The organism is Streptomyces sp. B21-083 (assembly GCF_036898825.1).
GTDB lineage: Bacteria > Actinomycetota > Actinomycetes > Streptomycetales > Streptomycetaceae > Streptomyces.
Window position 1 is genome coordinate 5,375,736 of the sequence record NZ_JARUND010000001.1, and the last position, 21,451, is coordinate 5,397,186.

16 protein-coding genes and 3 pseudogenes are annotated in these 21,451 nt (G+C 70.6%); 10 read left to right on the plus strand and 9 right to left on the minus strand.

From position 1 onward, the window contains the following. Positions 1–817 precede the first annotated feature (817 nt). Entirely contained in the window at positions 818–2,107 is a 1,290-nt protein-coding gene (locus QA861_RS24130; protein ID WP_334590379.1) for an NlpC/P60 family protein, read from the plus strand. A 455-nt stretch (positions 2,108–2,562) separates the two neighbouring features. Here the strand turns inward: QA861_RS24130 and QA861_RS47420 are convergent. The 4 genes and pseudogenes from QA861_RS47420 to QA861_RS24145 form a co-directional block, all read right to left on the minus strand. After that, a pseudogene (locus tag QA861_RS47420) lies at positions 2,563–2,874 on the minus strand (aggregation-promoting factor C-terminal-like domain-containing protein); the annotation flags it as partial. A 138-nt stretch (positions 2,875–3,012) separates the two neighbouring features. After that, positions 3,013–3,510 (minus strand): annotated as a pseudogene (locus QA861_RS47425) (tachylectin-related carbohydrate-binding protein); the annotation flags it as partial. Positions 3,511–3,877: 367 nt separating this feature from the next. Further along, positions 3,878–4,051, minus strand: coding sequence for a hypothetical protein (locus QA861_RS24140; protein WP_334590381.1), 174 nt, complete (start codon positions 4,049–4,051; stop codon positions 3,878–3,880). Positions 4,052–4,219: 168 nt separating this feature from the next. Beyond that, positions 4,220–4,528 carry a hypothetical protein gene (locus QA861_RS24145; protein ID WP_334590382.1) on the minus strand — a complete coding sequence of 103 codons (309 nt, stop codon included), beginning with the start codon at positions 4,526–4,528 and terminating at the stop codon, positions 4,220–4,222. Between the two features lie 159 nt (positions 4,529–4,687). Between QA861_RS24145 and QA861_RS24150 the strand changes: the two genes are divergently transcribed. From QA861_RS24150 to QA861_RS24180, 7 genes are all read left to right on the plus strand, one after another. Then, positions 4,688–5,683 (plus strand): helix-turn-helix domain-containing protein, encoded by a 996-nt coding sequence (locus QA861_RS24150; protein WP_334590383.1) that lies wholly within the window; start codon positions 4,688–4,690, stop codon positions 5,681–5,683. A 199-nt stretch (positions 5,684–5,882) separates the two neighbouring features. Further along, positions 5,883–6,149 carry a ribbon-helix-helix domain-containing protein gene (locus QA861_RS24155; protein ID WP_334590384.1) on the plus strand — a complete coding sequence of 89 codons (267 nt, stop codon included), beginning with the start codon at positions 5,883–5,885 and terminating at the stop codon, positions 6,147–6,149. After that, positions 6,146–6,625, plus strand: a complete 480-nt coding sequence (locus tag QA861_RS24160; RefSeq protein WP_334590385.1) for a PIN domain-containing protein — start codon at positions 6,146–6,148, stop codon at positions 6,623–6,625. Before QA861_RS24155 ends, QA861_RS24160 begins: the two co-directional genes overlap by 4 nt. A 471-nt stretch (positions 6,626–7,096) precedes the next feature. Further along, positions 7,097–7,312, plus strand: coding sequence for a hypothetical protein (locus tag QA861_RS24165; protein WP_334590386.1), 216 nt, complete (start codon positions 7,097–7,099; stop codon positions 7,310–7,312). A 96-nt stretch (positions 7,313–7,408) separates the two neighbouring features. After that, a complete protein-coding gene (locus QA861_RS24170) occupies positions 7,409–8,053 on the plus strand; it encodes a PadR family transcriptional regulator (RefSeq protein ID WP_334590387.1) in 645 nt (214 codons plus the stop codon). A gap of 213 nt (positions 8,054–8,266) precedes the next feature. Beyond that, a complete protein-coding gene (locus tag QA861_RS24175) occupies positions 8,267–9,007 on the plus strand; it encodes an ABC transporter ATP-binding protein (RefSeq protein ID WP_006380198.1) in 741 nt (246 codons plus the stop codon). Beyond that, the gene (locus QA861_RS24180) at positions 9,004–11,871 is read left to right on the plus strand and encodes an FtsX-like permease family protein (protein ID WP_334590388.1); all 2,868 of its coding nucleotides are present in this window, start codon (positions 9,004–9,006) and stop codon (positions 11,869–11,871) included. Before QA861_RS24175 ends, QA861_RS24180 begins: the two co-directional genes overlap by 4 nt. 52 nt (positions 11,872–11,923) lie before the next feature. Here the strand turns inward: QA861_RS24180 and QA861_RS24185 are convergent. Then, positions 11,924–12,253 (minus strand): annotated as a pseudogene (locus QA861_RS24185) (IS200/IS605 family accessory protein TnpB-related protein); the annotation flags it as partial. Between the two features lie 585 nt (positions 12,254–12,838). On the opposite strand from QA861_RS24185, the gene QA861_RS24190 reads away from it, so the two are divergent. Continuing rightward, positions 12,839–14,143, plus strand: coding sequence for a chloride channel protein (locus QA861_RS24190; RefSeq protein ID WP_334590389.1), 1,305 nt, complete (start codon positions 12,839–12,841; stop codon positions 14,141–14,143). Between the two features lie 55 nt (positions 14,144–14,198). Here QA861_RS24190 and QA861_RS24195 read toward each other — a convergent pair whose 3' ends face one another. The 4 genes from QA861_RS24195 to QA861_RS24210 form a co-directional block, all read right to left on the minus strand. Beyond that, the gene (locus QA861_RS24195) at positions 14,199–14,867 is read right to left on the minus strand and encodes a hypothetical protein (RefSeq protein WP_334590390.1); all 669 of its coding nucleotides are present in this window, start codon (positions 14,865–14,867) and stop codon (positions 14,199–14,201) included. 282 nt (positions 14,868–15,149) lie between these two features. Continuing rightward, positions 15,150–16,928 (minus strand): cation:proton antiporter, encoded by a 1,779-nt coding sequence (locus tag QA861_RS24200; protein ID WP_334590391.1) that lies wholly within the window; start codon positions 16,926–16,928, stop codon positions 15,150–15,152. Between the two features lie 224 nt (positions 16,929–17,152). Next, positions 17,153–18,073, minus strand: coding sequence for an aldose 1-epimerase family protein (locus QA861_RS24205; RefSeq protein WP_334590392.1), 921 nt, complete (start codon positions 18,071–18,073; stop codon positions 17,153–17,155). 230 nt (positions 18,074–18,303) lie between these two features. Further along, a complete protein-coding gene (locus tag QA861_RS24210; RefSeq protein ID WP_334590393.1) occupies positions 18,304–19,257 on the minus strand; it encodes a DUF389 domain-containing protein in 954 nt (317 codons plus the stop codon). 372 nt (positions 19,258–19,629) lie between these two features. Between QA861_RS24210 and QA861_RS24215 the strand changes: the two genes are divergently transcribed. After that, positions 19,630–21,450: a glycoside hydrolase family 15 protein gene (locus tag QA861_RS24215; protein ID WP_334590394.1), complete on the plus strand. Its 1,821-nt coding sequence runs from the start codon at positions 19,630–19,632 to the stop codon at positions 21,448–21,450. The last annotated feature ends 1 nt before the right edge of the window (position 21,451 follow it).

Here is a 21,451-nt window from a genome sequence, read left to right on the forward strand (position 1 = left end):
CGCAGCGCAGTGCTCAGGTGCAGGTGAGGTGGAGGGTGAGGTCCGGCGTCCGTGCCGTTGAGGAGGTGCCGGCTCCGTGGGGGTGGAACGGCGCGTGCCGCGTGGTCAGCGGCCGAGGCGTCGCGCGGTTTTCGCGGGGGAGCGGCAGCGACCGGAACCCCGCGACGGCGGGCCGGGTGACGAGACAGCGGAGAGGGCTGACAGGGCTGTCGCAGGAGTGCGACGGCGACGGGCGAGCAACACGGGCTGCCCCTTCTGACAGCCATGGTTCGAAAAATCGAACACCGTTCGCAAGTTCGTGCAGAAGATAAGTGCCGGCCGAGGGTGCGTCAATGGGACTGGCCGGTACGGTCGCGAACCCTCGCACCTGGCCGCTCGTCGCGTGGAATCCTCCGCGCTCCACCCCCGTGAACTGCGCAGACCTCCCGACATCACTCGGGCCGCTCCCGGAAGTTCCGGTTGCGCGGCCATTGACACGACGACTGCGCCGGGGTCAGGACGATGCCGGCAGACTCGGCGATCCGCCCGCGCCGGGGCAGAGCGGGACCGAGAGGCCCGACGGCCGTCGCGGCGGCCGTGGCCCGGTAGGCCGCCGTGCCCGGGTGCTGTCGTGGGCGAACGCTCCCTCAGGACGTAACCGGCCAGGGACGTTTGCGGCCATCGGATCTCTCTTCCGGCACCCCTGACCTGCGGCCAAAGTAGTTCCTGCCACCGGGCGCCACACCCGCGGACAACCCTCACAGCTGCACCTGCAGGGCAGCTGTCCGGGCCAGGGACGTGCGTTCGCCCACTCGACTTCCGTGCCGCAGGAGAGACCATGAAGCTGAGCAACGCCATTCGCCGTACCTCCGCCGCCCTCGCCGTCGGGGCGATGTCCCTGGGGCTGGTCACCGTCGCCGGCGGGGCCGCGCAGGCCGTCGCCTCGTGCACCGGCAATGTGTCGATCTACGGCACGCTGTCGGACGGCCGGTTGACGTACTCGCAGATCGAGCCGAACACCGGCGACCGCGTGAAGACGCTCATCGGCCCGAACCTCGGTTTCACACCGAAGGCGATGGCGACACTCAACTTCAACACGGTGCTGGTCACTTCGACGGCCGGTGACCTCTACCGCGTCGACATCCAGACCAACAACACCGCCCTCGCTCTCGCCGGAGTCACCAAGATCTGGGACGGCGGCTGGACCTTCGACAAGATGGTCTACGACGGCGCCGGTCACCTGTACGGCACGGTCGACGGCCAGCTTCACCAGTACCTGGTGTCGCAGGACAAGCCTTCCGGGTCGGCCCACATAGGCCAGCACGTCGTGATCGACACGGGCTTCGTCCTCAAGACGCTGGCCGCCGCGGGCGACGACCGCATCATCGCCTCCACCTCGGACGGACGCCTGCTCAGCTACAGGATCAACGGCGCGAACGACTGGGACCGCGCGGTGCTGAAGACGAGCGGCTGGTCGGGGGTCGACTCGCTGTCCTCCCCCGGCGGTGGCCTCTACTACGGCCGTACCAACGGCGGCATGTACTGGTATCACGACGCCGACCCCACGGACGCGGACGGCAGCGACATCGCGTACCACCCGAACGACCCGGTGGACGCCTCAGGCTGGACGCAGACCCTGCTGTCGGCCTACGCGGACAACTGCGCCTACGTGCCGGCGGCTCCGCCGCACTCCGTGCAGGGCGGCACGATCTACCGCAGCGAGGTCATGACCCGGGCCAAGGACTGGTACGCCCGCAACGTCCAGTACAGCCAGAGTGCTTCCGCCACGGACATCGAGGGCGACGACTCCTACCGCACCGACTGCTCCGGCTTCGTCTCCATGGCCTGGCACCTCACCTCCTCGCTGACGACGCAGAGCCTCCCCAGCGCCGGCACACAGATCTCCAAGGCCGACCTCCGGCCCGGCGACGCGCTGAACTCCGCCGGCGAGGGACACGTGGTCCTCTTCGCGGGCTGGAAGGACCAGGACGCGGGCACCTTCTACTACTACTCCGAGGGCAGCCCGAGCTCGGACATGAACTACACGTCCGCGAACGCCTACAGCGGCACCATCGACAGCCACCCGGCGTCGTCCTACATAGCCCTGCGCTACGACAAGATCGCCTGACGCCCCAGTCCCAGCCCCGCCCCTTCGCCCCCAAGGGCCCCGCCGACACCGGCGGGGCCCTTTCGGCATGCCTGGCCCGAAGCAGCCGCCCCTGCTCGCTGTCGGCCGGGCGGCAGGATCCACCTGCTGTCCGCGGAGCCCTCACCCCACTCCGTGACCCAGGAGGTGATCGTGCTCGGGACCTGCAGGATCCTCACGACCGTGGTCGCTGCGGGCTTACAGGCGTGCCTGGTGCGCAACATCCACCTCGACGCCCTGATCGTGCTCGTGGTGGTGAACAACTCCACCTCGGCCGTGACCATCTCCGGTGACCTGTACCACTCCACGGAGCCCCCTCCACCCCGTACGTGTCCTGAACCGCAGGCCCGCACGCACGCCCGCACGGCAAAAGGGCGGCGCCCCTCGGAGGAGGGGGCGCCGCCCTTTTGCGTGTCCGTAAGTCCGTAACCACCGGTCTAGTACCAGTTGTTCGCCTGCCAGAAGCTCCACGCGTCGCACGGAGAGCCGTAACGGCCGTCGATGTAGCTCAGGCCCCATCTGATCTGGGTCAGTGGGTTCTCGTGCCAGTCGTCGCCCGCGACGTCCATCTTGGTGGCGGGCAGCGCCTGCGGGATGCCGTACGCGCCGGAGGACGGGTTCGTGGCGCTCCAGCGCCAGCCGCTCTCGTGATCCCAGAGGTTCTCCAGGCAGGCCCACTGGGTGGCGTTGGCCCAGGCCGCGTCCTTCTCGTTCATCAGCTGCCGCCCGGCGGCCTTGACCTCGGTGATGTTGCTGCGGTCGACGGTGTCCACGGAGGTCGTGCAGGTGTATGTGCCGGGCTGCGCGGACAGCAGCTTCTGCGTCCAGCCACTGGTGTTGACCGGGTCGTCGAGGTGGTACGTGATGTCCGCGCCGGAGCCGTCGGTCGGGTTGGCGTCCTTGTACCAGTAAATGGCCCCGGTGGAGAGCCGCCCGTAGTACAGCCCGCTGCCGGGGGAGAGGAGCTGGTTGAAGCCCGACCAGCCGGAGGACTTCAGGGTGTTGCTCTTCCAGGACCCGGCACCCGCGACGGTGTAGTCGAGCAGCCGCCCGTCCTCGGTGGTGGCGCCGAGCCGGTCGTCGCCGGTGGCGGTGAGGGTCTTCAGGACGAACCCGGTGGCGATCTCGGTGCGTACGCCGATGTGCTGGGAGCCGGCCGGCTTGTCCTCGGTGACGTTGTAGCGCAGCAGGAGGCCGGAGGTGGTGGTGCCGTAGAGGTGACCGTGACCGTCGTAGGTCAGCTTGTCGTGGGTCCAGCCGCTGTCGGCGATCCGCACCGGCGGGTTCAGCAGGGAGAGGCTGGTGTTGTTGGTCTTGATGTCGATGCGGTAGAGGGCGCCGCTGGTCGATGTCATCAGAACGGTGTTGAAGTTGAGGGTCGCCATGGCCTGCGGCTCGAAGCCGAGGTCCGGTCCGACGAGCACCTTGGCGAGGTCGCCGGTGGCCGGGTTGATCTGGCTGAACGTGAGCCTGCCGTCGGTGAGTACGCCGTAGATGTTGACGCCGCCCGAGCAGGTGGTGGCCGCCTCGGCGGTGGGAGCGGTCACCGTGAGGAGTCCGGTGCTCAGGGCGGTGGCGGTCAGCAGGCCTGCGACTCTACGGCCGTTGGTGCGGATGTTCTTCACTTCTGGTTCCCCCGGGGCGGTTGAGGTCGGGCAGGGCGGACGAACGGTCAGGCGAACAGGCAGGCGCGTGGGACGCGGGCCGGCTGTGGGACTCGTGGGAGTCGCCGTCAGTGGCGGCGCGGACGGCTTACTGCCACCCGGCGTCGGCCAGGGTGGTCTGCCAGCCGGCGTCCGCGGTGAGGACGGAGGAGGACTCAGCGGCGTCCGTCCCGTATATCGCGGTGGCGGCCGGGGCGGCGAGGGCCGCGGCGACGACGAGGGAGACGACCGCGGCGGCTCTGGCGATACGGATACGAGGCATGGCTGTCCGTTCCTTCCGGTACGAGGTGTGAGGTCCGGCCCGCTGTCGCGTCCCGCGGTGACGCGCTTCCTGGCCGGTGATCACTAGGTTCGTCGCCGCCGGGGCCCATGGATAGGGTTCCTCGGTGGACGGAAAGGGCCTTGGACCGATACGTCCACACGGGCCGCTTCAGTCCACCGGCTGTGCCTCGAACGCCAGCGGCATCAGTGGCACCCCGGCACCCGTCAGTCGCGCCGCCGCCAACTGCGGTACGTCGCACAGCAGTCGGCCGCAGACGCGGACGGCCCGCTCCTCGGCCTCTCCCAGCCTGTCGGCCAGCAGGTAGAAGCCCAGGGTGAGCCGGGAGGGGGCGCGGGGATGCACGGCGACGTGCTCGACGTGGTCGTCGGGAACGATGGACGAGCGCACCAACTCGCGGACATCCGGCGGCAGATGGTCGCCGGGAGGGAGTTCCAGATGCGCGTGGACGAGATACATGCGCTTTAGCGTCTCAACAGATGACGTCGCCAAGTCCGCGCAGCAGGTGGCCGGTTGCGTCCCTGGCCCGTTCCGGCCTCACCCTGTGACGAAACGTCTCTGTTCTGGGAAGATCAGCGCCGAACACGGGCTGTTGTGTGCAGAATCGGGGGGACGCACGTGATGACCGCACTCGGACTCGACTCCGTCACGGAGACGGTGTACCGCGCCATGCTCAGACATCCGGCCGCCGGTGTCGCGGACCTGGGCAGCGCCGCGGGGCTGTCGGAGGAGGAGGTGCGCGACGCCCTCGACACCCTGAGCGAGCTGGCGCTGGCGCGTCCCGCCGCCGGGGACGCGGGGCGGCTGCGGGCGGTCTCGCCGGACATCGGCATGGAGATCCTCATGGCCCGGCAGCAGGCCCAACTGGCGGCGCAGCAGCAGCGCCTGGAGGCCTCACGGGTGGCCGCGGCCCAGCTCATCTCGGAGTACGCCGAGCTGCGGCCGGCCGCCAGTCACCCCGGCGTGGAGCAACTGGTGGGGCTCGACCAGATCCGCGACAGGCTGGCCGTGCTCACCCGTGAGGTGCGCGAGGAGTTTTTGACATTCGCGCCGGGCGGGCCGCAGACCGCGGAGAACATGGCCGCGTCCCGGCCACTCAACGAGGATCTGCTCGGCCGCGGGGTGCGGATGCGCACGATCTACCTGGACAGCGTGCGCGCCAACCGGCCCACTGTCGAGCACGCCAACTGGCTGGCCCGGCTGGGCGGTCAGGTTCGCACGGTGCCGTCGCTTCCCACGCGGATGATCCTCATGGACCGGCGGATCGCCATGGTCTCCGTCAGCAGCGACGACACCGCCGCCGGTGCGGTGCTCCTGACCGGACAGGGCACGCTCACCGCACTGTGCGCGCTCTTCGAGACCACCTGGGAATCCGCCCAGCCACTCGGCCAGCTCGTCCCCACCGACGCGCACGGCCTCACCGGCCAGCAGGCCACCGCCCTGCGCCTGCTCGCCGAGGGCCACACCGACGAGGCCATCGCCAAGCGCCTCGGAGTCTCCCATCGCACCGCCCGCCGCATCGCCTCCGAACTGATGGACCGTCTCGGCGCGCGCAGCCGCTTCGAGGCCGGCGTACGCGCCGTCCAGCAGCGCTGGCTCCCGGCCCACCCGTGACCCACGTCGGTGCCGGGCAGCCGCCTGTCAGCAGGCGCGTGGGGCTGTGTGATCGGCCGAGCGGGCCGGTCCCCCCGCTTGGACCGGACAACAAAGAGCCCCCGGGTCGCCGGCCTGGGGGTTTCTCCTGGAGCGAGTGACGAGCACCGAATGGAAGAGCGCGGATACATCAATCCGGTACATGGACTGCCCTTGGTACATGTCCATGAAGCGCACCAACGTCTACGCCGACCCCGAGGACCTGGCCATCATCAAGGAGGCCGCCAACCGCCGAGGTGTAAGTGAGGCCGAGATCATCCGCCAGGGCATCCACCTTGCCGCCATGGCGAACCGGGTCTGGGACGAGCCGCTGTTCTCACGCACCTTCGAGGGGACGGGGCGCACGCTGTCCAAGTCGGAGGTCGGTGACACGGTCGCCGAGGCCGTCCGGCGGGAGACCGGCGCGAGTTCCGGATCCGCCGCGTGATCATTGTCATCGCCGATACGTCCGGCCTTTTGGCGGCCCTGGACGCGGCTCACCCAGAGCACGCGGCGGCCAACGAGGCGATCATGGCGGCCGGCCTGCTGGTCATGTCCCCGCTCTTGCTGGCCGAACTGGATCACGTCGCCACACGTGAGCTCGGCAGGGAGGCTGCCCTCGGCGCGGTCGACGACCTGCGGCGCTGGATGGGCCGGGGCCGTGTCGTCATGCCCGAGATCACGGAGAACCACCTGGGCGCCGCCCAGTCTGTCTGTGTCCGCTACCGCGCGCTGGACCTCGACCTCACCGACGCGGTGAACGTGGCGCTCGCCGCCGACTACGATACGGACGCGATCCTCACCCTCGACCGACGTGACTTCCGGGCCGTACGCCCGCTGGGTCGCTACAAGGCGTTCCGGGTACTCCCGGACGACCTCCCGCTCAATGCAGTGGCCCGCATCAAGCATCCTGCTGCGGGTTGAGGACTCCTTGGGCCTTGCCGACGAACGAGAGAAGGTCGTTGGCGACGTCGCCGGCCGTGTAGGAGAACTCCCTTTCCGGAGACCCTCCAGGCCGCCCACCGTCCCGTCCGTCCCGCGCCCGCCGGCCCCCTCGCGCCCGGCCACGGCGACGGCCTCCCCCGAACCGCCTGCTCGCGCCCCGCTCCCAACGGTTCCGCGGCCACGACCGCCGCATCCACCTCGCCCGATCGCCCGTCCGCCCGTCGGCGTCGCCCTCCTCGGGATCCGCCGGACCCGCCCGTCCGGCGGATCCCGAGCTGTCGGGGCCGCCCGACGCGCCCGCGCCCAGCGACTCCGCCTCCCTCGCGGGGCGGCCGGCGGGGGAGGGACGGGAGCGGCCCGGCCGACCGGCCGACCCCTCCGGCTCGCCGTCCTCCACGAGCCCGGTGGAGCCCGCTCGTACCAGAACGGCAACAGATGAGGAGCCCGCCGATGAGTCGGACGAGGGGGTCGAAGCGGTACCCGAGACGGACGGGCCCGGCCGCCGAGAGCTCGCTTACGGGGCTGCCGACGGCCGCTCACCGGACCGGCACCGAGGCCCCCCTCGACCTCTCCGACCGGCGGATTCCCGTGCTCACGCTGGGCGTGGGGCCGGCTCTGGTGGGCCTCGGCGTCGGCTTCCTCGTGGTGCGGATGCGCCGCCGCTGAGCGGCTCGCGACGAACCGGGTCCCCCTTGAGTCGGACCTCCGGCGTCCGCCTCAGGTCGCTTGTCCACGCGGAATTACTCGGTAAACATACTCAGTATGTCCATCCGTCACGGGCTTCTCGCCCTCCTGGAACGCGGTCCGCGCTACGGCTCACAGCTCCGTACGGAGTTCGAGTCCCGCACCGGCTCGACCTGGCCGCTCAACGTGGGTCAGGTCTACACGACGCTCAGCCGGCTCGAACGCGACGGCATGGTCGTGCAGGACGGCGAGGACGAGGCCGGCCACCCGCTCTACGCGATCACCGACAGCGGTCGCGTCGAACTGCGCAGCTGGTTCGAGAACCCCGTCGACCGCACCAGCCCGGCCCGTGACGAGCTGGCCATCAAGCTGGCCATGGCCGTCGGGGCGCCCGGGGTCGACATCCGTGACGTCATCCAGTCCCAGCGCCGGCACACCGTGAAAGCCATGCAGGACTACACCCGGCTGAAGGCGCAGGCCCTCACCGCCGTGGAGAAGAACGGGGCCCGGGAGCGGGACGACATCGCCTGGCTCCTCGTCCTGGAGCAGCTGATCTTCCAGACCGAGGCCGAGGCGCGCTGGCTCGACCACTGCGAGTCCCGGCTGATCCGTCTCTCGTCGACCGTCCCGGAGCCGGCCTCGCCGGGGGCGGAAGCGGGGGCGGCGGGGATGGGGGCGCGGGCGGGGGCCGCGGCAGAGGAGGCCGCACACCACCGTCCGTGACGTCCGCCCTTCACGACCGGCCCTGAGCACCTGAACGACCGGATCCACAAGGCCGACCGAGTCCAACGGGTCCACCCGACCCACCGGGTCCACCCGACCCACATGAAGACTCCGAACCACCCGACCAGACCAATACCGTACGCACGGCTCTGCCAACGACCGTCCGTCGCACCGACGTCCGGCCGTTCACCGGCGTACGCCCGAGGGGGAACCATGTCCACACAACAGCAACAGCCCGTGCTGAGTCTGCGGAACCTGACCCGCGTCCACGGCTCCGGCGCCACCGAGGTGCACGCCCTGCGCGGCATCGACCTCGACGTCCACCCCGGTGAACTCGTCGCCGTCATGGGCCCGTCGGGCTCCGGCAAGTCCACCCTGCTCACCATCGCCGGCGGCCTCGACAACCCCACCTCCGGGCAGGTCTTCGTCGAGGGCACCGACATCACCGTCCTCGGCATCAAGGGGCTCGCCGCCCTGCGCCGCCGCAGCATCGGCTACGTCTTTCAGGACTACAACCTCATCCCGGCCCTCACCGCCGCCGAGAACGTGGCCCTGCCCCGCGAACTGGACGGCATATCGGCCCGCAAGGCCCGCACCGAGGCCCTCGCCGCCCTCGCCGAGATGGACCTCGGCCAACTCGCCGACCGGTTCCCCGACGAGATGTCCGGCGGCCAGCAGCAGCGCGTGGCCATCGCCCGCGCCCTCGTCGGCGACCGCCGGCTCGTCCTCGCCGACGAGCCCACCGGCGCCCTCGACTCCGAGACCGGCGAGTCCGTGCTGGCCCTGCTGCGCTCCCGTTGCGACGCCGGAGCCGCCGGCGTCATGGTCACCCACGAGCCGCGGTTCGCCGCCTGGGCCGACCGGGTCGTCTTCCTGCGGGACGGCGCCGTCGTCGACCAGACCGTACGCAGCGACGCCGACTCGCTCCTGACCGGCCGGGCGGCCCAGCGGTGACGACCTGGTTCCACTCCTGGCGGGCCGCGGTCCGCATCGCCCGCCGTGACGCCTGGCGCTTCAAGGGCCGCAGCTTCCTCGTCCTCGCCATGATCGCGCTGCCGATCCTGGGCGTGAGCGCCCTGGACCTGACCCTGCGCAGCGCCGAACTCACCCCCGCGCAGCGGATGGAGCGCACCCTGGGTGCCGCCGACGCTCGCTTCTCCGACCCCCGAACGGCCGGCGTGGCCATCCTGCAGGACCCCGAGGGCGATCAGCACACCCCGGCCGGGGACTACGACTCGCCGGGCAAGTCCTGGCCCGACGGCCCGACCGATGTCACCAAGGCCATCCCGGCCGGTTCGACGGTGCTGACCGACAGCAGGGGCAACGCCAAGCTGACCACCAGGTACGGTCTGCTCCAGACCGAGGTCCGTGAGCTGGCCGCCGTCGATCCCGTCGCCCGGGGCATCATGCGGCTGCAGGAGGGCCGCTTCCCCGAGAAGAACGACGAGATCGCCGCGACCACCCGGTTCCTGGAGAGCAGCGGGCTGTCCGTCGGCTCCACCCTCACCGCCCGCGGCTTCGACCGCACCTATGTGATCAGCGGCTCGTACGAATTGCCCAGCGAACTCACGGCACAGCAGGTCAACGCCCTGCCGGGGGCCTTCCTCGCGCCGTACGCCAAGGCGGTCGAGAAGGCCGGACTGCCGAAGCCCGACATCTCCACCACCTACCTGGTGAAGAAGGCCGGTGGTTTCACGTGGAACACGGTCCAGGCGATCAACGCCAAGGGTGTCCTGGTCACCTCGCGCGTCGTGGCCCTCGACCCGCCCGCCGACTCCAAGGTGCCGCTCTACCAGAAGGAAGGCTGGGCCATCTACGAGAGCAGCGGGGGCGCCGACGCCGCCGCGCTCGCCGCCGTGGGCACGGTCGTCGGCCTGGCGATGCTGGAGATCTGCCTGCTCGCCGGTCCCGCCTTCGCCGTCGGTGCCCGTCGTTCCCGCCGCCAGCTGGGCCTGGTCGGCGCCAACGGCGGTGCCCGCAGCCACATCCGGGCCATCGTGCTGAGCGGCGGCCTGGTCATCGGCGTCGCGGCGGCCCTGGTCGGCATCGTCCTCGCCCTGATCCTGACCTTCGCCCTCCGGCCGCTCCTCGAGGACTACATGGGGCAACGGTTCGGCGGCTTCACCGTCAGGCCGCTGGAACTGCTCGCCATCGCCGCGCTCGCCGTCCTCACCGGCCTGCTCTCCGCGATCATCCCGGCCGTCACCGCCTCCCGGCAGACCGTCCTGGCCTCCCTCACCGGCCGTCGCGGCGTGCGCCGCAGCAACCGCGTGCTGCCGCTGATCGGCTTCGGCGCTGTCCTGCTCGGCGCGGCCATCGCCCTGTACGGCTCGGTCGTCTCCGACCAGTTCGTCCTGGTCGCGGGTGGTTCGGCCGTCGCCGAGCTGGGTGTGGTCGCCATGACGCCCGCCCTGGTCGGCCTGTTCGGCCGGGCCAGCCGCTGGCTGCCGCTCTCGCCGCGCCTCGCCCTGCGGGACGCCGTCCGCAACCGGGGCCGTACGGCACCCGCTGTCGCCGCCGTCCTGGCCGCCGTCGCGGGCACCGTCGCCGTCTCGACGTACGCCGCGAGCCGCGACGCCCAGAGTCTGGCCGAGTACCGGGCCAGCCTGCCGTACGGGGCCGGCGCCGCGCTCGTCACCGAGGAGGGCGGCCGGGACGTCCCCGCGGTCCGCGACGCCGTGCAGCGGACGCTGCCCGTCGACGTCCGCGCCGACGTGTTCCGGATCGCCGTCGGCAAGCCCGGCTGCGCCCCGTACGGCGAGGGCGAGGGCTGTGGCCGCTTCGAGGTCGTCACCCCGCCGGCCAACGAGTGCCCGCTGTGGGTCAGCACCCCCGACGGGTCCGACCCGGCGGAGAAGTACACCAAGGAGCAGCGGCGCGCGCTCGCCAAGGACTGGCGCTGCCTCTCGCCCGACGGCAACGGCGTCTACGTCGAGGGCGGTCTCCTCGTCGCCGACGCCCCGCTTCTGAAGGTCCTCGGCATCGACGACCCGGGCGCGGCCAAGGCCCTCGCCGACGGAAAGCTCGTCAGCTTCCACAAGCCCCAGGTCGACAGGAACGGCGCCGTCGGCATCAAACTGATCACCGACCCGAAGGCCGCCGACCGCGCCGTCGAGCAGAACAAGCCGGTCCCGGGCGAGCTGAAGTCCTTCCCCGCCTACCAGGTGCCCGGCTCGCCCGACTCCTACGGAGTGCAGAGCGTGCTCAGCCCCGCCGCCGCCAAGGCCGCCGGACTGACCACTGTCCCCCTCGGCGCCTTCTTCAACACCGACCGGATGCCCAGCACCGAGCAGCGGCAGAAGCTCGACGCCGAGATCGCCAAGCTCGGCAGCAACGTCGAGCTGACCGTGGAGCAGGGGTGGGTCGACGAGAACGGGCTCGTCCTGCTCGCGCTGACCGTCTTCGCCGGCCTGGTCACCATCGGTGCGGCCGGCATCGCCACCGGTCTCGCCCAGGCCGACGCGGAGGCTGATCTCAAGACGCTCGCCGCGGTCGGAGCCCCACCCCGGGTGCGCCGCATGCTCAGCGGCTTCCAGTGCGGTGTGGTCGCCGCGATGGGTGTGGTCCTCGGCTCGGCGGCCGGTGTCCTGCCCGCGGTCGGGCTGCGGCTCACCGAGGAGCGCGAGCAGACGCGCTTCTACCAGGAGGCTCTCGACAACGGCTGGGTCGGCGCCGGTGACGCCCCGCCGTACGTGCCGATCATCGTCCCCTGGGAGACGCTCGCCGCCCTCCTGGTGGCCGTGCCCCTCGGCGCCGCCCTGCTGGCCGCGCTGGTGACCCGCTCTCGCGGGGCGCTGGCCCGCCGCGCCGCGCACTGAGCCTCCGCCGCCCGACCGCGCCGTGCCCCTGGACGAGGGTGAATCACCGTTCCTAGGGACTGAGCGGGAGTGAGTCCTGTTGCCAGGTCTCATGCTCGGCCGAACGCCCCGGACGGTGTTGGTCGTTCTGGTTGCCCGCGTTCGCTCCGCGTCCGGGCGGCACGGATCGTGTCCGTGGTCCGGGGATGCGGGGGCGGGGTTCCTCACGCCCAGGGACTCCTGGTCCGGCCTGGACGGTCCGATGCCCCACCGCATCACTCCGGTGCGGTGGGGGCGGTGTCGTCCGTCGCCGGACCGGGTGTCCCTGGGCGCGCCTTCCGATCGCCACGGCAGCAGCATCGTGGCGAGTGGTTGTACGGGTGGTTGTGGTGAGGGGCTCCTGAGCGCGACGACCGCGTGAGCAGCGGCACTGGCGCACCTGACAACTGCTGCTTTGCTTACGCGACTTGGTCGACCTCCGCGCACCTCATGACCCAGGCCACCGAAAGTGCGTCTCGCGATGGGAGATTATTCGACCCAGTGGTGCCTGAAGCGGCACTCGAAGGCTACTGACCTGGGGTTTCTCTCTGGAGCGGGTGACGAGAATCGAACTCGCACTCTCAGCTTGGGAAGCGACGGCGCTCGGTCGGCCGTATGGCCGCTGACCTGCTCGGATGCGGTCTCGGTGTCGCCGCTGTGCGGCCTGATGGCACCGCTGTTGTCCGTGGTTGACCGGTCTTAAGGGCACGCTACGGGCACGCAGCCCGGTCGGAGTCATCGATAGCCCCTCTGCGGTCCATCCGGAGGGGCTTTGAGCCATTTCGCGGGCCTGGAAGCGATATGGCGCGATCTGCTGGGTAATCTCGCGCTGCCACTGGCCCGACCGCCTCCCAGCAGACTCAGGAGAAGCGCCATCGCTGAGCAGAAGCCCGGAGAGTCTGGGACCGCTCCGGGAAACCAGCCCCAAGAGGCCGACCAGCTGAGGAACATGCTGCGTCGGCCCGAGTACCGACGGGCGCTGGTGTTCTGCGCCTTGATCGGGATCCCGGTGTCGTTGGTCGCGTTCTGGTTCCTCGTCCTGCTCCACGAGCTGGAGAACCTGATCTGGGTGGACTGGCCGCACGATCTCGGGTGGACGGATCCACCGTGGTGGTGGCCCGTTCCCCTGGCTCTGGTGTCAGGCGCGGTCGTCGCCCTGGTCGTCCTGCGGTTTCCGGGCCGAGGAGGACACATTCCGGCGGCTGGCCTGCATTCCGGAGAGGCGTCGAAAGCCACCGTTCCCGGTGTGGTCCTCGCCGCGTTGGCCAGCCTGCCGCTGGGCGCCGTCCTCGGGCCCGAGGCCCCGCTGATCGCCCTCGGCGGTGGTCTGGCGCTGGTTTTCCGGGATCTCGTACGCGCTCCGGCGACCGAGGCGAGCACTGTGCTGCTCGGTGCCGCCGGTGCCGCGGCAGCCATCGCCGCGATCTTCGGCAGTCCGCTCGTGGCGGCCGTGATGCTCATGGAAGTGGCCGGAGTCGGCGGACCGCAGCTGTTCGCGGTGATGCTTCCCGCCCTGCTGTCCAGCGGAATCGGCGCCATCGTGTTCACCGGCTTCGGCCACTGGACCGGGCTGAAGACCGGGAGCCTCGACATCGGGCTGCCCACTCCGCCGCTCCTCGACACCGGGGACGTGGTGTGGTCGGCGCTGATGGCAGTCGTCGTCGGGGCGGCCGTCCACTGGATCATGGTGGGGGGACGGGTCGCCGCGCGCTTCGTAACCGCGCATCCGTTGCGCAACACGGTGGTCTGCGCACTCGCCGCGGCGGGCTGCGCGGCTCTCTACGCAGTCATCACCGGCCGTTCGCCGTCCGAGGTCTCCCTGTCCGGCCAGTCCGCCCTGGCGCAACTCGCCGGGCACCCCCATGCGTGGTCGGTCGGCAGTCTGTTGGCGGTCCTGGCGTTCAAGGGCGTCGCATACGCGCTCTGTCTGGGAAGCCTTCGCGGCGGTCCGACCTTCCCCTCCTTGTTCCTGGGCGGAGCGGTGGGCGTCCTGCTGGCACCCCTGCCGGGACTCGGCGTCGTAGCGGGCATGGCGGCGGGTATGGCGGCCGCGTGCGCCGCCGCGCTGCGGCTGCCCGTCAGCACGGTGGTGCTGGTCGTCCTCATGGTGGGCAACTCGGAAACGGTGCCCGTGATCGTGCTGGCCGCCGTGGTGTCGTTCGTGACCACGGAGCTGCTGCCACAGGGACCGGGGATTCCTGCGTTCAGGCCACGAGTCGGTCGAGCGCGTCGTCCAGCGTCGCCGCGGCCGTGACGAGAGAGACCGGGCGTTGTGCATAAAGCCTCTGCGTATGGGACGGGGGAAGAATTCAGGACGCAACCACAGGTCCGGGACCTGGCCGGAGACTGGCCACGAGAATGTGCAGGCTGACGACAAGTGCCCACAGGGGGAAGACCAGCTCGGACCAGGCGACAGTGCCCGACACGAGCAGCAGTGTCAGGGCGACGAGATAGCCGACAAGGGAAAGCCAGCGCGGGAGGACTCCGAGCCGTTGCCCGATGGTGGAGGTCGAGAAGGTGAAGACCGCGGCCATCCGCATCGCGTAGGTCGTCAGGAGGCTGTAGGTGACGTGACGGCCGAATGACCACCCTTGCAGTTTGGAGCCGGCCCCGGACACATCGGCCGTGACCAGTAGGCCGCCGGCCGCCGCTGCGGCGCCGAAGAGAGTCGCCACGAACAGCAGGCCGCTGCCCAGGAAGACCATGGCGAAGAACTGGTCCTCGGCCGCTCCGATGCGTGCGCGCACCGCGCCCATGAACCACAGGAAGAAGATGCCGGCGAAGGGAACGAGGTTGAGCGCCGTCTGTACGGTGCGCCGACGCGAGGGGTCGGTGACCCAGGCGTTGCCCACATTGCCGGGCACGTCCGGCACCGCTACGCGGACCAGGACGATGGCCACGCCGAGGAGCAGGGCGAAAACGATCCCCACCAGTCCTGCGGCTCGTGGAGTGCGCAACGCCTGAAGCTTCCTCTCCATGGGCGGTCTTCGCTTCCTCTCCCAGCCTGTGTGTCCCCGTCCGGTGACGGTCTCTCCCCGGTCCGGTGGCGGTGCCGGTGGGCAAGCTCGGCGGGCGGCTGAGACCAGCAAGCACCGGCGGACGCCCACGTGCCACTGGGACTGTCCATGCGGGTGACGTGTGCGGGGGCGGCAGACGTGCTTCCCACCAGTGAGCCGGTCCGTGTGAGCCACGGTCCCCGGTACGGCCCGGCGCCCCCGCCGGGAACGACACGCGTCGAGCGGCGGCAGCCGACGGTCGGCCTACTCCGACGGACTCTCGGTACCCCGTCGGCCCGGGGCCAGCAGGACGACCGTGTCCCCCGGTCGCGGCAGTGGTGCGCTGCCTCCCGTGACCGGATCGAGGCGGCCGTCCCGGCGTACGAGGAACAGCAGATCGCTGCCGGGCGGTAGGGCATCTCCGGCGGGCTGCCCGAGAACGGCCGCCCCCTCCTCGTACCGGTGAGCGAACGTCGGCCAGGTCAGATCCGGGCCGAACAGAACCTCGCCGCCGATGAACGGCGCCACCGCGCCGTGGCTGTCGGCCGGTTCGTTGAGGCGGTGGACGGTACCCTCCACGCTGCCTCGCAGAAGCACCGCCGCCAGTGCGTTGAAGTCGTCCTCGGCGGTGAGGAAGTACACCGCCGTGATGCCCTCCAGCTCGGCGGCCTCACCTGTGGCGGCGCCCAGCAGCTCACCGGGCGCAAGTTCGATTCCCGCCTGCCGGATACGTTCGCGCTGTTCCTCTTCCCCCGCCCACATCAACACTTCCAGCCCCGCTGTCTTCAGGGCCACGCCCAGGTCGACCACCCAGGGGTCACCGCCGACCAGCAGGGGCCGCGAGCGGGACAGGCGCACGACGCCCAGGCGCCGGGCGACGGGCGAGGCGGTCAGGCCGTAGAGCGTCACTGTCGCGACGATGACCACGAACGTGGCCGGAAGGATCTTCGACGCACCACCGATCCCCTTCGCCACCAGGCCGGCCGAGAACGTCGAAGCCGTCGCGGCCGCGACGATGCCGCGCGGCGCCATCCAGCCGATGAAGCGCCGCTCACCGCCTGTCAGGTCGGTGCCGGCGGTGGACACGAGCGCGACCAGCGGCCTGACGACCAGTACCAGAAAGGCGGCGAGCCCAAGCGCGGGGAGCCACACATGGCGCAGCGAGTGCGGGGTGACGGTGGCCGAGATCGAGATGAAGAGCAGGCCGAGGATCAGACTGACCAGGGTTTCGAAGAAGGGCCGACGCGCTGGTACGTCGATGCTGGGGAGGTTGGCGACGGCCAGGCCCATCACCACGGCGGCGATGAGTCCCGTGTCGTCGCGCAGGACGTCGCAGAACGCCGCCACACCGATCACCGCGGCAAGCTGCGCCGTGGTGCCGAGAACCTCGCCGAGCCGCAGTACCCGGAACAGCACCCACAGCAGAGCCGCCCCGGCCGCTCCCCCGGCCAGTCCGATGCCCATGCTGGCGGTGAAGCGCTCCAGGCCACTGCCGAGGTGGTGACGGGAGCTCGCCACGACGGCGTGAAAGACCAGTGCGCCCAGGACACCGCCGACCGGATCGATGAGGGAGCCTTCCCAGATCAGGATGCGCTGGAGCCGATCCTTCGGCCGTACGAAGCTGAGCAGCGGTCCGACGACCGTCGGCCCCGAGACCACGAGGATCGCGCCGAGCATGAGGGCCGCCCGCCTGGAGATGTCCAGCAGTGGCGCGGCGAGGAGCGTGCCGAGCAGCCCGGTGATCAGGACGCCGAACCAGAGCAGCCGGACGACGACGCTGCGGGTGTGGCCCTTCAGCCTCGCCAGGTCCAGCCCGAGGCCGGCGTCGTAGAGGATCACGGCGACGGCCAGCGATACCAGCGGTGAGAACGCCGCCCCCAGCAGTTGCTCGGGGTCGACGTCGTCGATCAGCGCGCCGGCGGTGAAGCCGACCGGCAGCAGGACAATCAGGCCGGGGATGTGCAGGCGGTCGGCCAGGATCTGCGATCCGACGGCCAGGACCAGGATCAGGCCCACACCGATGAGCACCTGGTTCGTCGTCACAAGCGGCCCTTTCCATGCGTGGTGGTGGGACGAGTCGATGCCCTTCCCTGCCAGTGGAGGCACCACGGATCGACGAATCGAGGGGACGGCACGGCCGGCGAGGCGGCGGTGGTGATCCCGGCCCGCACCATCACGGCAGCGGCTGCGGCGAATCCCCAGGAGGCCCGCGTCGCGTGATGGTCCTCGGCCCGATGAACATCAGGTCGGGGACCATCACAGCGCTGTCATTCTTCCCACGGCGTGATCCCCCAGCGAACCGTGTGCTGCGCGCCGGGGGCGAGGGTGACGAGCCCGGTGCCGCTGCGGAAGGCGTCCGGCGGGCAGGTCATCGGCTCGACGGCGACCGCGCGACGGCGTTCCCCCGGAGGGAGGGTGTCGCCGGTGTAGAGCTGCACGTAGTCGGCGCCTTCGCCGAGCCACACGTCCGTACCGACCGCACCCGACGGATGGGCCAGGCGCACCACGGCACGGCCGTCCGCGTCCCGGTCGAGGTCGCCGAACGGAGTGTCCAGCCGGAGCGCGCCGACAGCTCGTGGCGTACGCAGGTCGTACTCGGTCCCGGCGACCGGCTCGGCGGCCACCGGCAGGCCGCGCTCATCGGTACGCAGCCATGTCCGTGCGGGCACGGTCAGCACCGCCTGGTCGACGACGGCGGTGCCCGCGGTGACGTAGGGATGCTGGCCGAAGCCGTAGGGCGCGGCGCTCGCATCGAGGTTGCGTGCGGTGACGGCGACTTCGAGTCCGTTCTCGCCCAGCGCGTACTCGGCACGGACGCGGAGGTGGAACGGGTAGCCCGGCTGCGGCCACAGCGGAACCTCCAGGACGGCGCGGCTGTCGCTCGCCTCCACGACCCGCCACGCCACCCACCGCAGGAGCCCGTGGATGGCGTTGCCGCCGGCCGACTCATCGAGCGGCAGCTGCAGATCCTGCCCGTCCCAGGGGTACCGGCCGTCGCGGATCCGGTTGGGCCACGGCACCAGGATCTGGCCGCGCCCGCCGGTGATCCGGTCCTGTTCGGTGAATCCGTCGACCACGGTGCGTTCACCGACCGCGTACGACCGCAGGGCCGCGCCCAGCTCGACGATGACGGCACGGTGCGTGCCGTGACGGAGGGTCAGTTGCCGTCCGGTCCGGCTCTCCAACACGCGTGGCCTCCTCGGTCCGCCCGGCCGGCGTCCTCGGACGCCGATGTAGTGGTGGCCTGCGCCGCCGGCCCTCCCGTCGGGAGCGTGCGGCCCCTCGTGGAGCCGGTCAAGCGCAACACGTTCCTGTCGGCACGATCGCCGGGCAGGTTCGCCCGCTGGGGTCACAGGATGTGGCGGGCGGCGGTCGACGCACGGGCTCCCGTGATGTCTCCCTGACGGGGACGGCGGCGTCACCCGCTGCCCGGACGACTGCTGCGACGGCCGATGCGCCGCCAGGCAGCGCGTTGGAACCTGATCATCAGTACGCCCACCAGGATCAGCAGCACGATGTTGAGCAGAAGTTGGACCAGGGATCCGCGCGCCTCGCTCCAGCTGGAGAACGCGCAGGAGACGCCGATGTCGGCGGCGGCCGGAATGGTGGTGACCGAGATGAAGACGCCGAGCAGCGCACTCGTCCTCGCCTGGGTCAGCGACATGATCCCGACGATGCCGGCCAGCACCGCGACGACGACGGAGAAAACGTTGGGGGCGTCGATCAGCGTGGAGACCGGCCTGAAGCCCTGCTCGAACGCCTTGGGTTGGAAGTCGAGACCCCGGATCGCCCACGAGAACAGCAAGGTCACCAGGACAGCCAGCAGGAAACCCACGGTCAGGGCGAACAAGCCCTGCCGGACCCTGGTGCCGTTGCCGCGGTCGATGCCCAGCGCGACGCTGGTGATGGCGCCGTACTCCGGTCCTACGACCATCGCCGCGACGATCAGAATCTGGGAGTTGGTGATGATGCCCACCGCCCCGATGACGCCTGCGATGACCAGGTAGATGTAGAAGCTCGGCCGGTAGGTGCCCTCGGTGCGAATGCGCGCTTCGACCTCCTCCCAGACCGGCGCGTACGCGAGCGCCCCGAGTTGCTGCTGCTCCGCCGCGGCCGCGGCGCCGGAGAAGGCCATCTCGACCGGCTCGATGACGATGGATCCGCGACGGTCGAGTTCCAGCTCGCGCAATCCGCGCAGCACGGCGTTGGCCGCGCCCGCCAGGATGTCGCACACGATCGCGTCGCCGTCGGGATTGCGTGCCAGTTCGGGTAGGACGACCAGGTTGAAGACAAAGCGGTCGTCGGTCAGCAGCCCGACCGCCCGGGGGGTGAGATCAGGTGGGCTCACCAGCCGGACGTGGATCATCTCCATACTTCACGACCTCCATCGCTCGGCCGACGGACCCGCCGAGGCGCCTCGGCGCACGAGCACCGGGCTTTCTGCCTACGATCGGCCGACTCCAGCCAGTAACGCCCGACGGGCAGGGGTCGGCAAGCCGGGTGCCCCGTTGACCTCCAGCGCCACCGGGCATCCGTCGCCCGGCCAGGACCCATGGCTCAGCCGGGCTCTGCGACAGGCCGCCCTGCGACAGGCCGCCGTTGCGCCGTCAGAGTGGCTGGTGCCAGTCAGCGGGCGTCGTCACCGGCTGCCGTGGGGAGCGGTCGTGGACCGTTCCGACGCGCAAGGACCACCCGAGTGGCCGATAGTGGATTTAGGGGGTCTACCCGAGATTTCGGAGCTGCCATGGACCGCTACCCTCCCATCGCCGAACACGGCCTGGTGGGCGACCTGCAGACCGCCGCGCTCGTCTCGTCGCAGGGTGTCGTGGACTGGTTCGCCGCTCCCCGGTTCGACTCGCCCAGCATCTTCGCCGCCCTGCTCGACCACGACGGCGGCGGGTACATGCGGCTGGCCCCCGAGCACCCCGACGCGGCCTGCAAGCAGCTCTACTACCCCGACACGGCCATATTGGTGACCCGGTTCATGTCACCGGACGGGGTGGGCGAGGTGGTCGACTTCATGCCTCCCGACCGGACCCGCACCGCCACCGACCGGCACACCCTGATACGCCTCGTACGTGCCGTGCGCGGCACCGTCGACTTCACGCTCGAATGCCGGCCGCGCTTCGACTACGGCCGGGCCGAGCACCGGCTGGAACTCGGCGAGAACACCGGCCTGTTCCGGTCGCCGGGGACGGACGCGCACTTGCAGGCCACCTTCCCGCTGGAGCGGGACGGCCAGGACGTACGCGGCAGGGTGACGCTGAAGGCCGGCGAGTCAGGCGGTGCCGTGTTCACCGTCTGCGCGTCCGGCGGCGAGGCACCCGCGCCCCTCACCGTCGACGGGCTCACCGCGCAGTTCGACGACACCAGCCTTTTCTGGCAGGACTGGTTGCGCCAGTCCCGCTACCGGGGCCGCTGGCCAGAGCTGGTGCACCGTTCGGTCATCACCCTCAAGCTCCTCACCTACGCGCCCACCGGCGCCCTCATCGCGGCGGCCACCATGGGTCTGCCCGAGCAGGTCGGCGGAGAGCGCAACTGGGACTACCGGTTCACCTGGGTGCGCGACAGCGCGTTGTCCGTGCGCGCCATGCTGGACCTCGGATTCGCCGAGGAGGCCACCGCATTCCTCCACTGGCTGGTCGAGAGGCTGCAGGAGCGCGAGGGGAAGGAAGAAGAGCCGCTGCAGACGATGTACCGGGTCGACGGCAACCCCGACCTGCCCGAGGAGACACTCGAACACTTCGAGGGCTACCGTGGCTCCTCCCCTGTCCGCATCGGCAACGGAGCCGCCGACCAGCTCCAGTTGGACATCTACGGTGAGGCCATCTACGCGTTGTCCCAGGGCCGCGAGATCGCGCAGCAGGCCACCTACCGGGGATGGAAGACCCTGACCAGGACACTGGACTGGTTCGCCGAAGCCTGGGACCGGCCGGACGAGGGCATCTGGGAGACCCGCGGCGGCCGCCAGGACTTCACCTACAGCCGGGTGATGTCCTGGGCCGCCTTCGACCACGGGCTGAGCCTGGCCGAGCACTTCCGCAGGCCCGCCGACGTGGAGAAGTGGCGCAGCGCCAGGGACGCCATCCTGGAGCAGGTCATGGAACGCGGCTGGAGCGAACAGGAGGGCGCCTTCGTCCAGCACTACGGAGGCGACGTCCTGGACGCTTCCCTGCTGCTCATGCCGAGGGTCCAGTTCATCGCCCCCAAAGACCCGGCCTGGCTCTCCACGCTCGACGCGATGGACCGCAAGCTCGTCTCCGACAGCCTCGTCTACCGCTACGACCCGGCGGCATCGCCGGACGGGCTGCGCGGCTCGGAGGGCACCTTCAGTCTGTGCACCTTCCTCTACGTCGACGCGCTGGCCCGGGCGGGGCGGGTGTCCCAGGCCCGCTACACCTTCGAGAAGATGCAGACGTACGCCAACCATGTCGGGCTCTTCGCCGAGGAGATCGGTCCGAGCGGGGAGCAACTGGGCAACTTTCCCCAGGCGTTCACCCATCTGTCGCTCATCATGGCGGCCACCACCCTCGACGAGGCGCTCGACGCCGAGCAAGGGCGCTGAC

What these genes read in the sequence shown, in the direction of transcription:
- QA861_RS24130 (WP_334590379.1), top strand. Translation starts at nt 818, where the DNA reads ATGAAGCTGAGCAACGCCATTCGCCGTACCTCCGCCGCCCTCGCCGTC.
- QA861_RS24140 (WP_334590381.1), bottom strand. Translation starts at nt 4,051, where the DNA reads ATGCCTCGTATCCGTATCGCCAGAGCCGCCGCGGTCGTCTCCCTCGTC.
- QA861_RS24145 (WP_334590382.1), bottom strand. Translation starts at nt 4,528, where the DNA reads ATGTATCTCGTCCACGCGCATCTGGAACTCCCTCCCGGCGACCATCTG.
- QA861_RS24155 (WP_334590384.1), top strand. Translation starts at nt 5,883, where the DNA reads ATGTCCATGAAGCGCACCAACGTCTACGCCGACCCCGAGGACCTGGCC.
- QA861_RS24165 (WP_334590386.1), top strand. Translation starts at nt 7,097, where the DNA reads ATGAGTCGGACGAGGGGGTCGAAGCGGTACCCGAGACGGACGGGCCCG.
- QA861_RS24170 (WP_334590387.1), top strand. Translation starts at nt 7,409, where the DNA reads ATGTCCATCCGTCACGGGCTTCTCGCCCTCCTGGAACGCGGTCCGCGC.
- QA861_RS24175 (WP_006380198.1), top strand. Translation starts at nt 8,267, where the DNA reads ATGTCCACACAACAGCAACAGCCCGTGCTGAGTCTGCGGAACCTGACC.
- QA861_RS24190 (WP_334590389.1), top strand. Translation starts at nt 12,839, where the DNA reads ATGCTGCGTCGGCCCGAGTACCGACGGGCGCTGGTGTTCTGCGCCTTG.
- QA861_RS24195 (WP_334590390.1), bottom strand. Translation starts at nt 14,867, where the DNA reads ATGGAGAGGAAGCTTCAGGCGTTGCGCACTCCACGAGCCGCAGGACTG.
- QA861_RS24210 (WP_334590393.1), bottom strand. Translation starts at nt 19,257, where the DNA reads ATGGAGATGATCCACGTCCGGCTGGTGAGCCCACCTGATCTCACCCCC.
- QA861_RS24215 (WP_334590394.1), top strand. Translation starts at nt 19,630, where the DNA reads ATGGACCGCTACCCTCCCATCGCCGAACACGGCCTGGTGGGCGACCTG.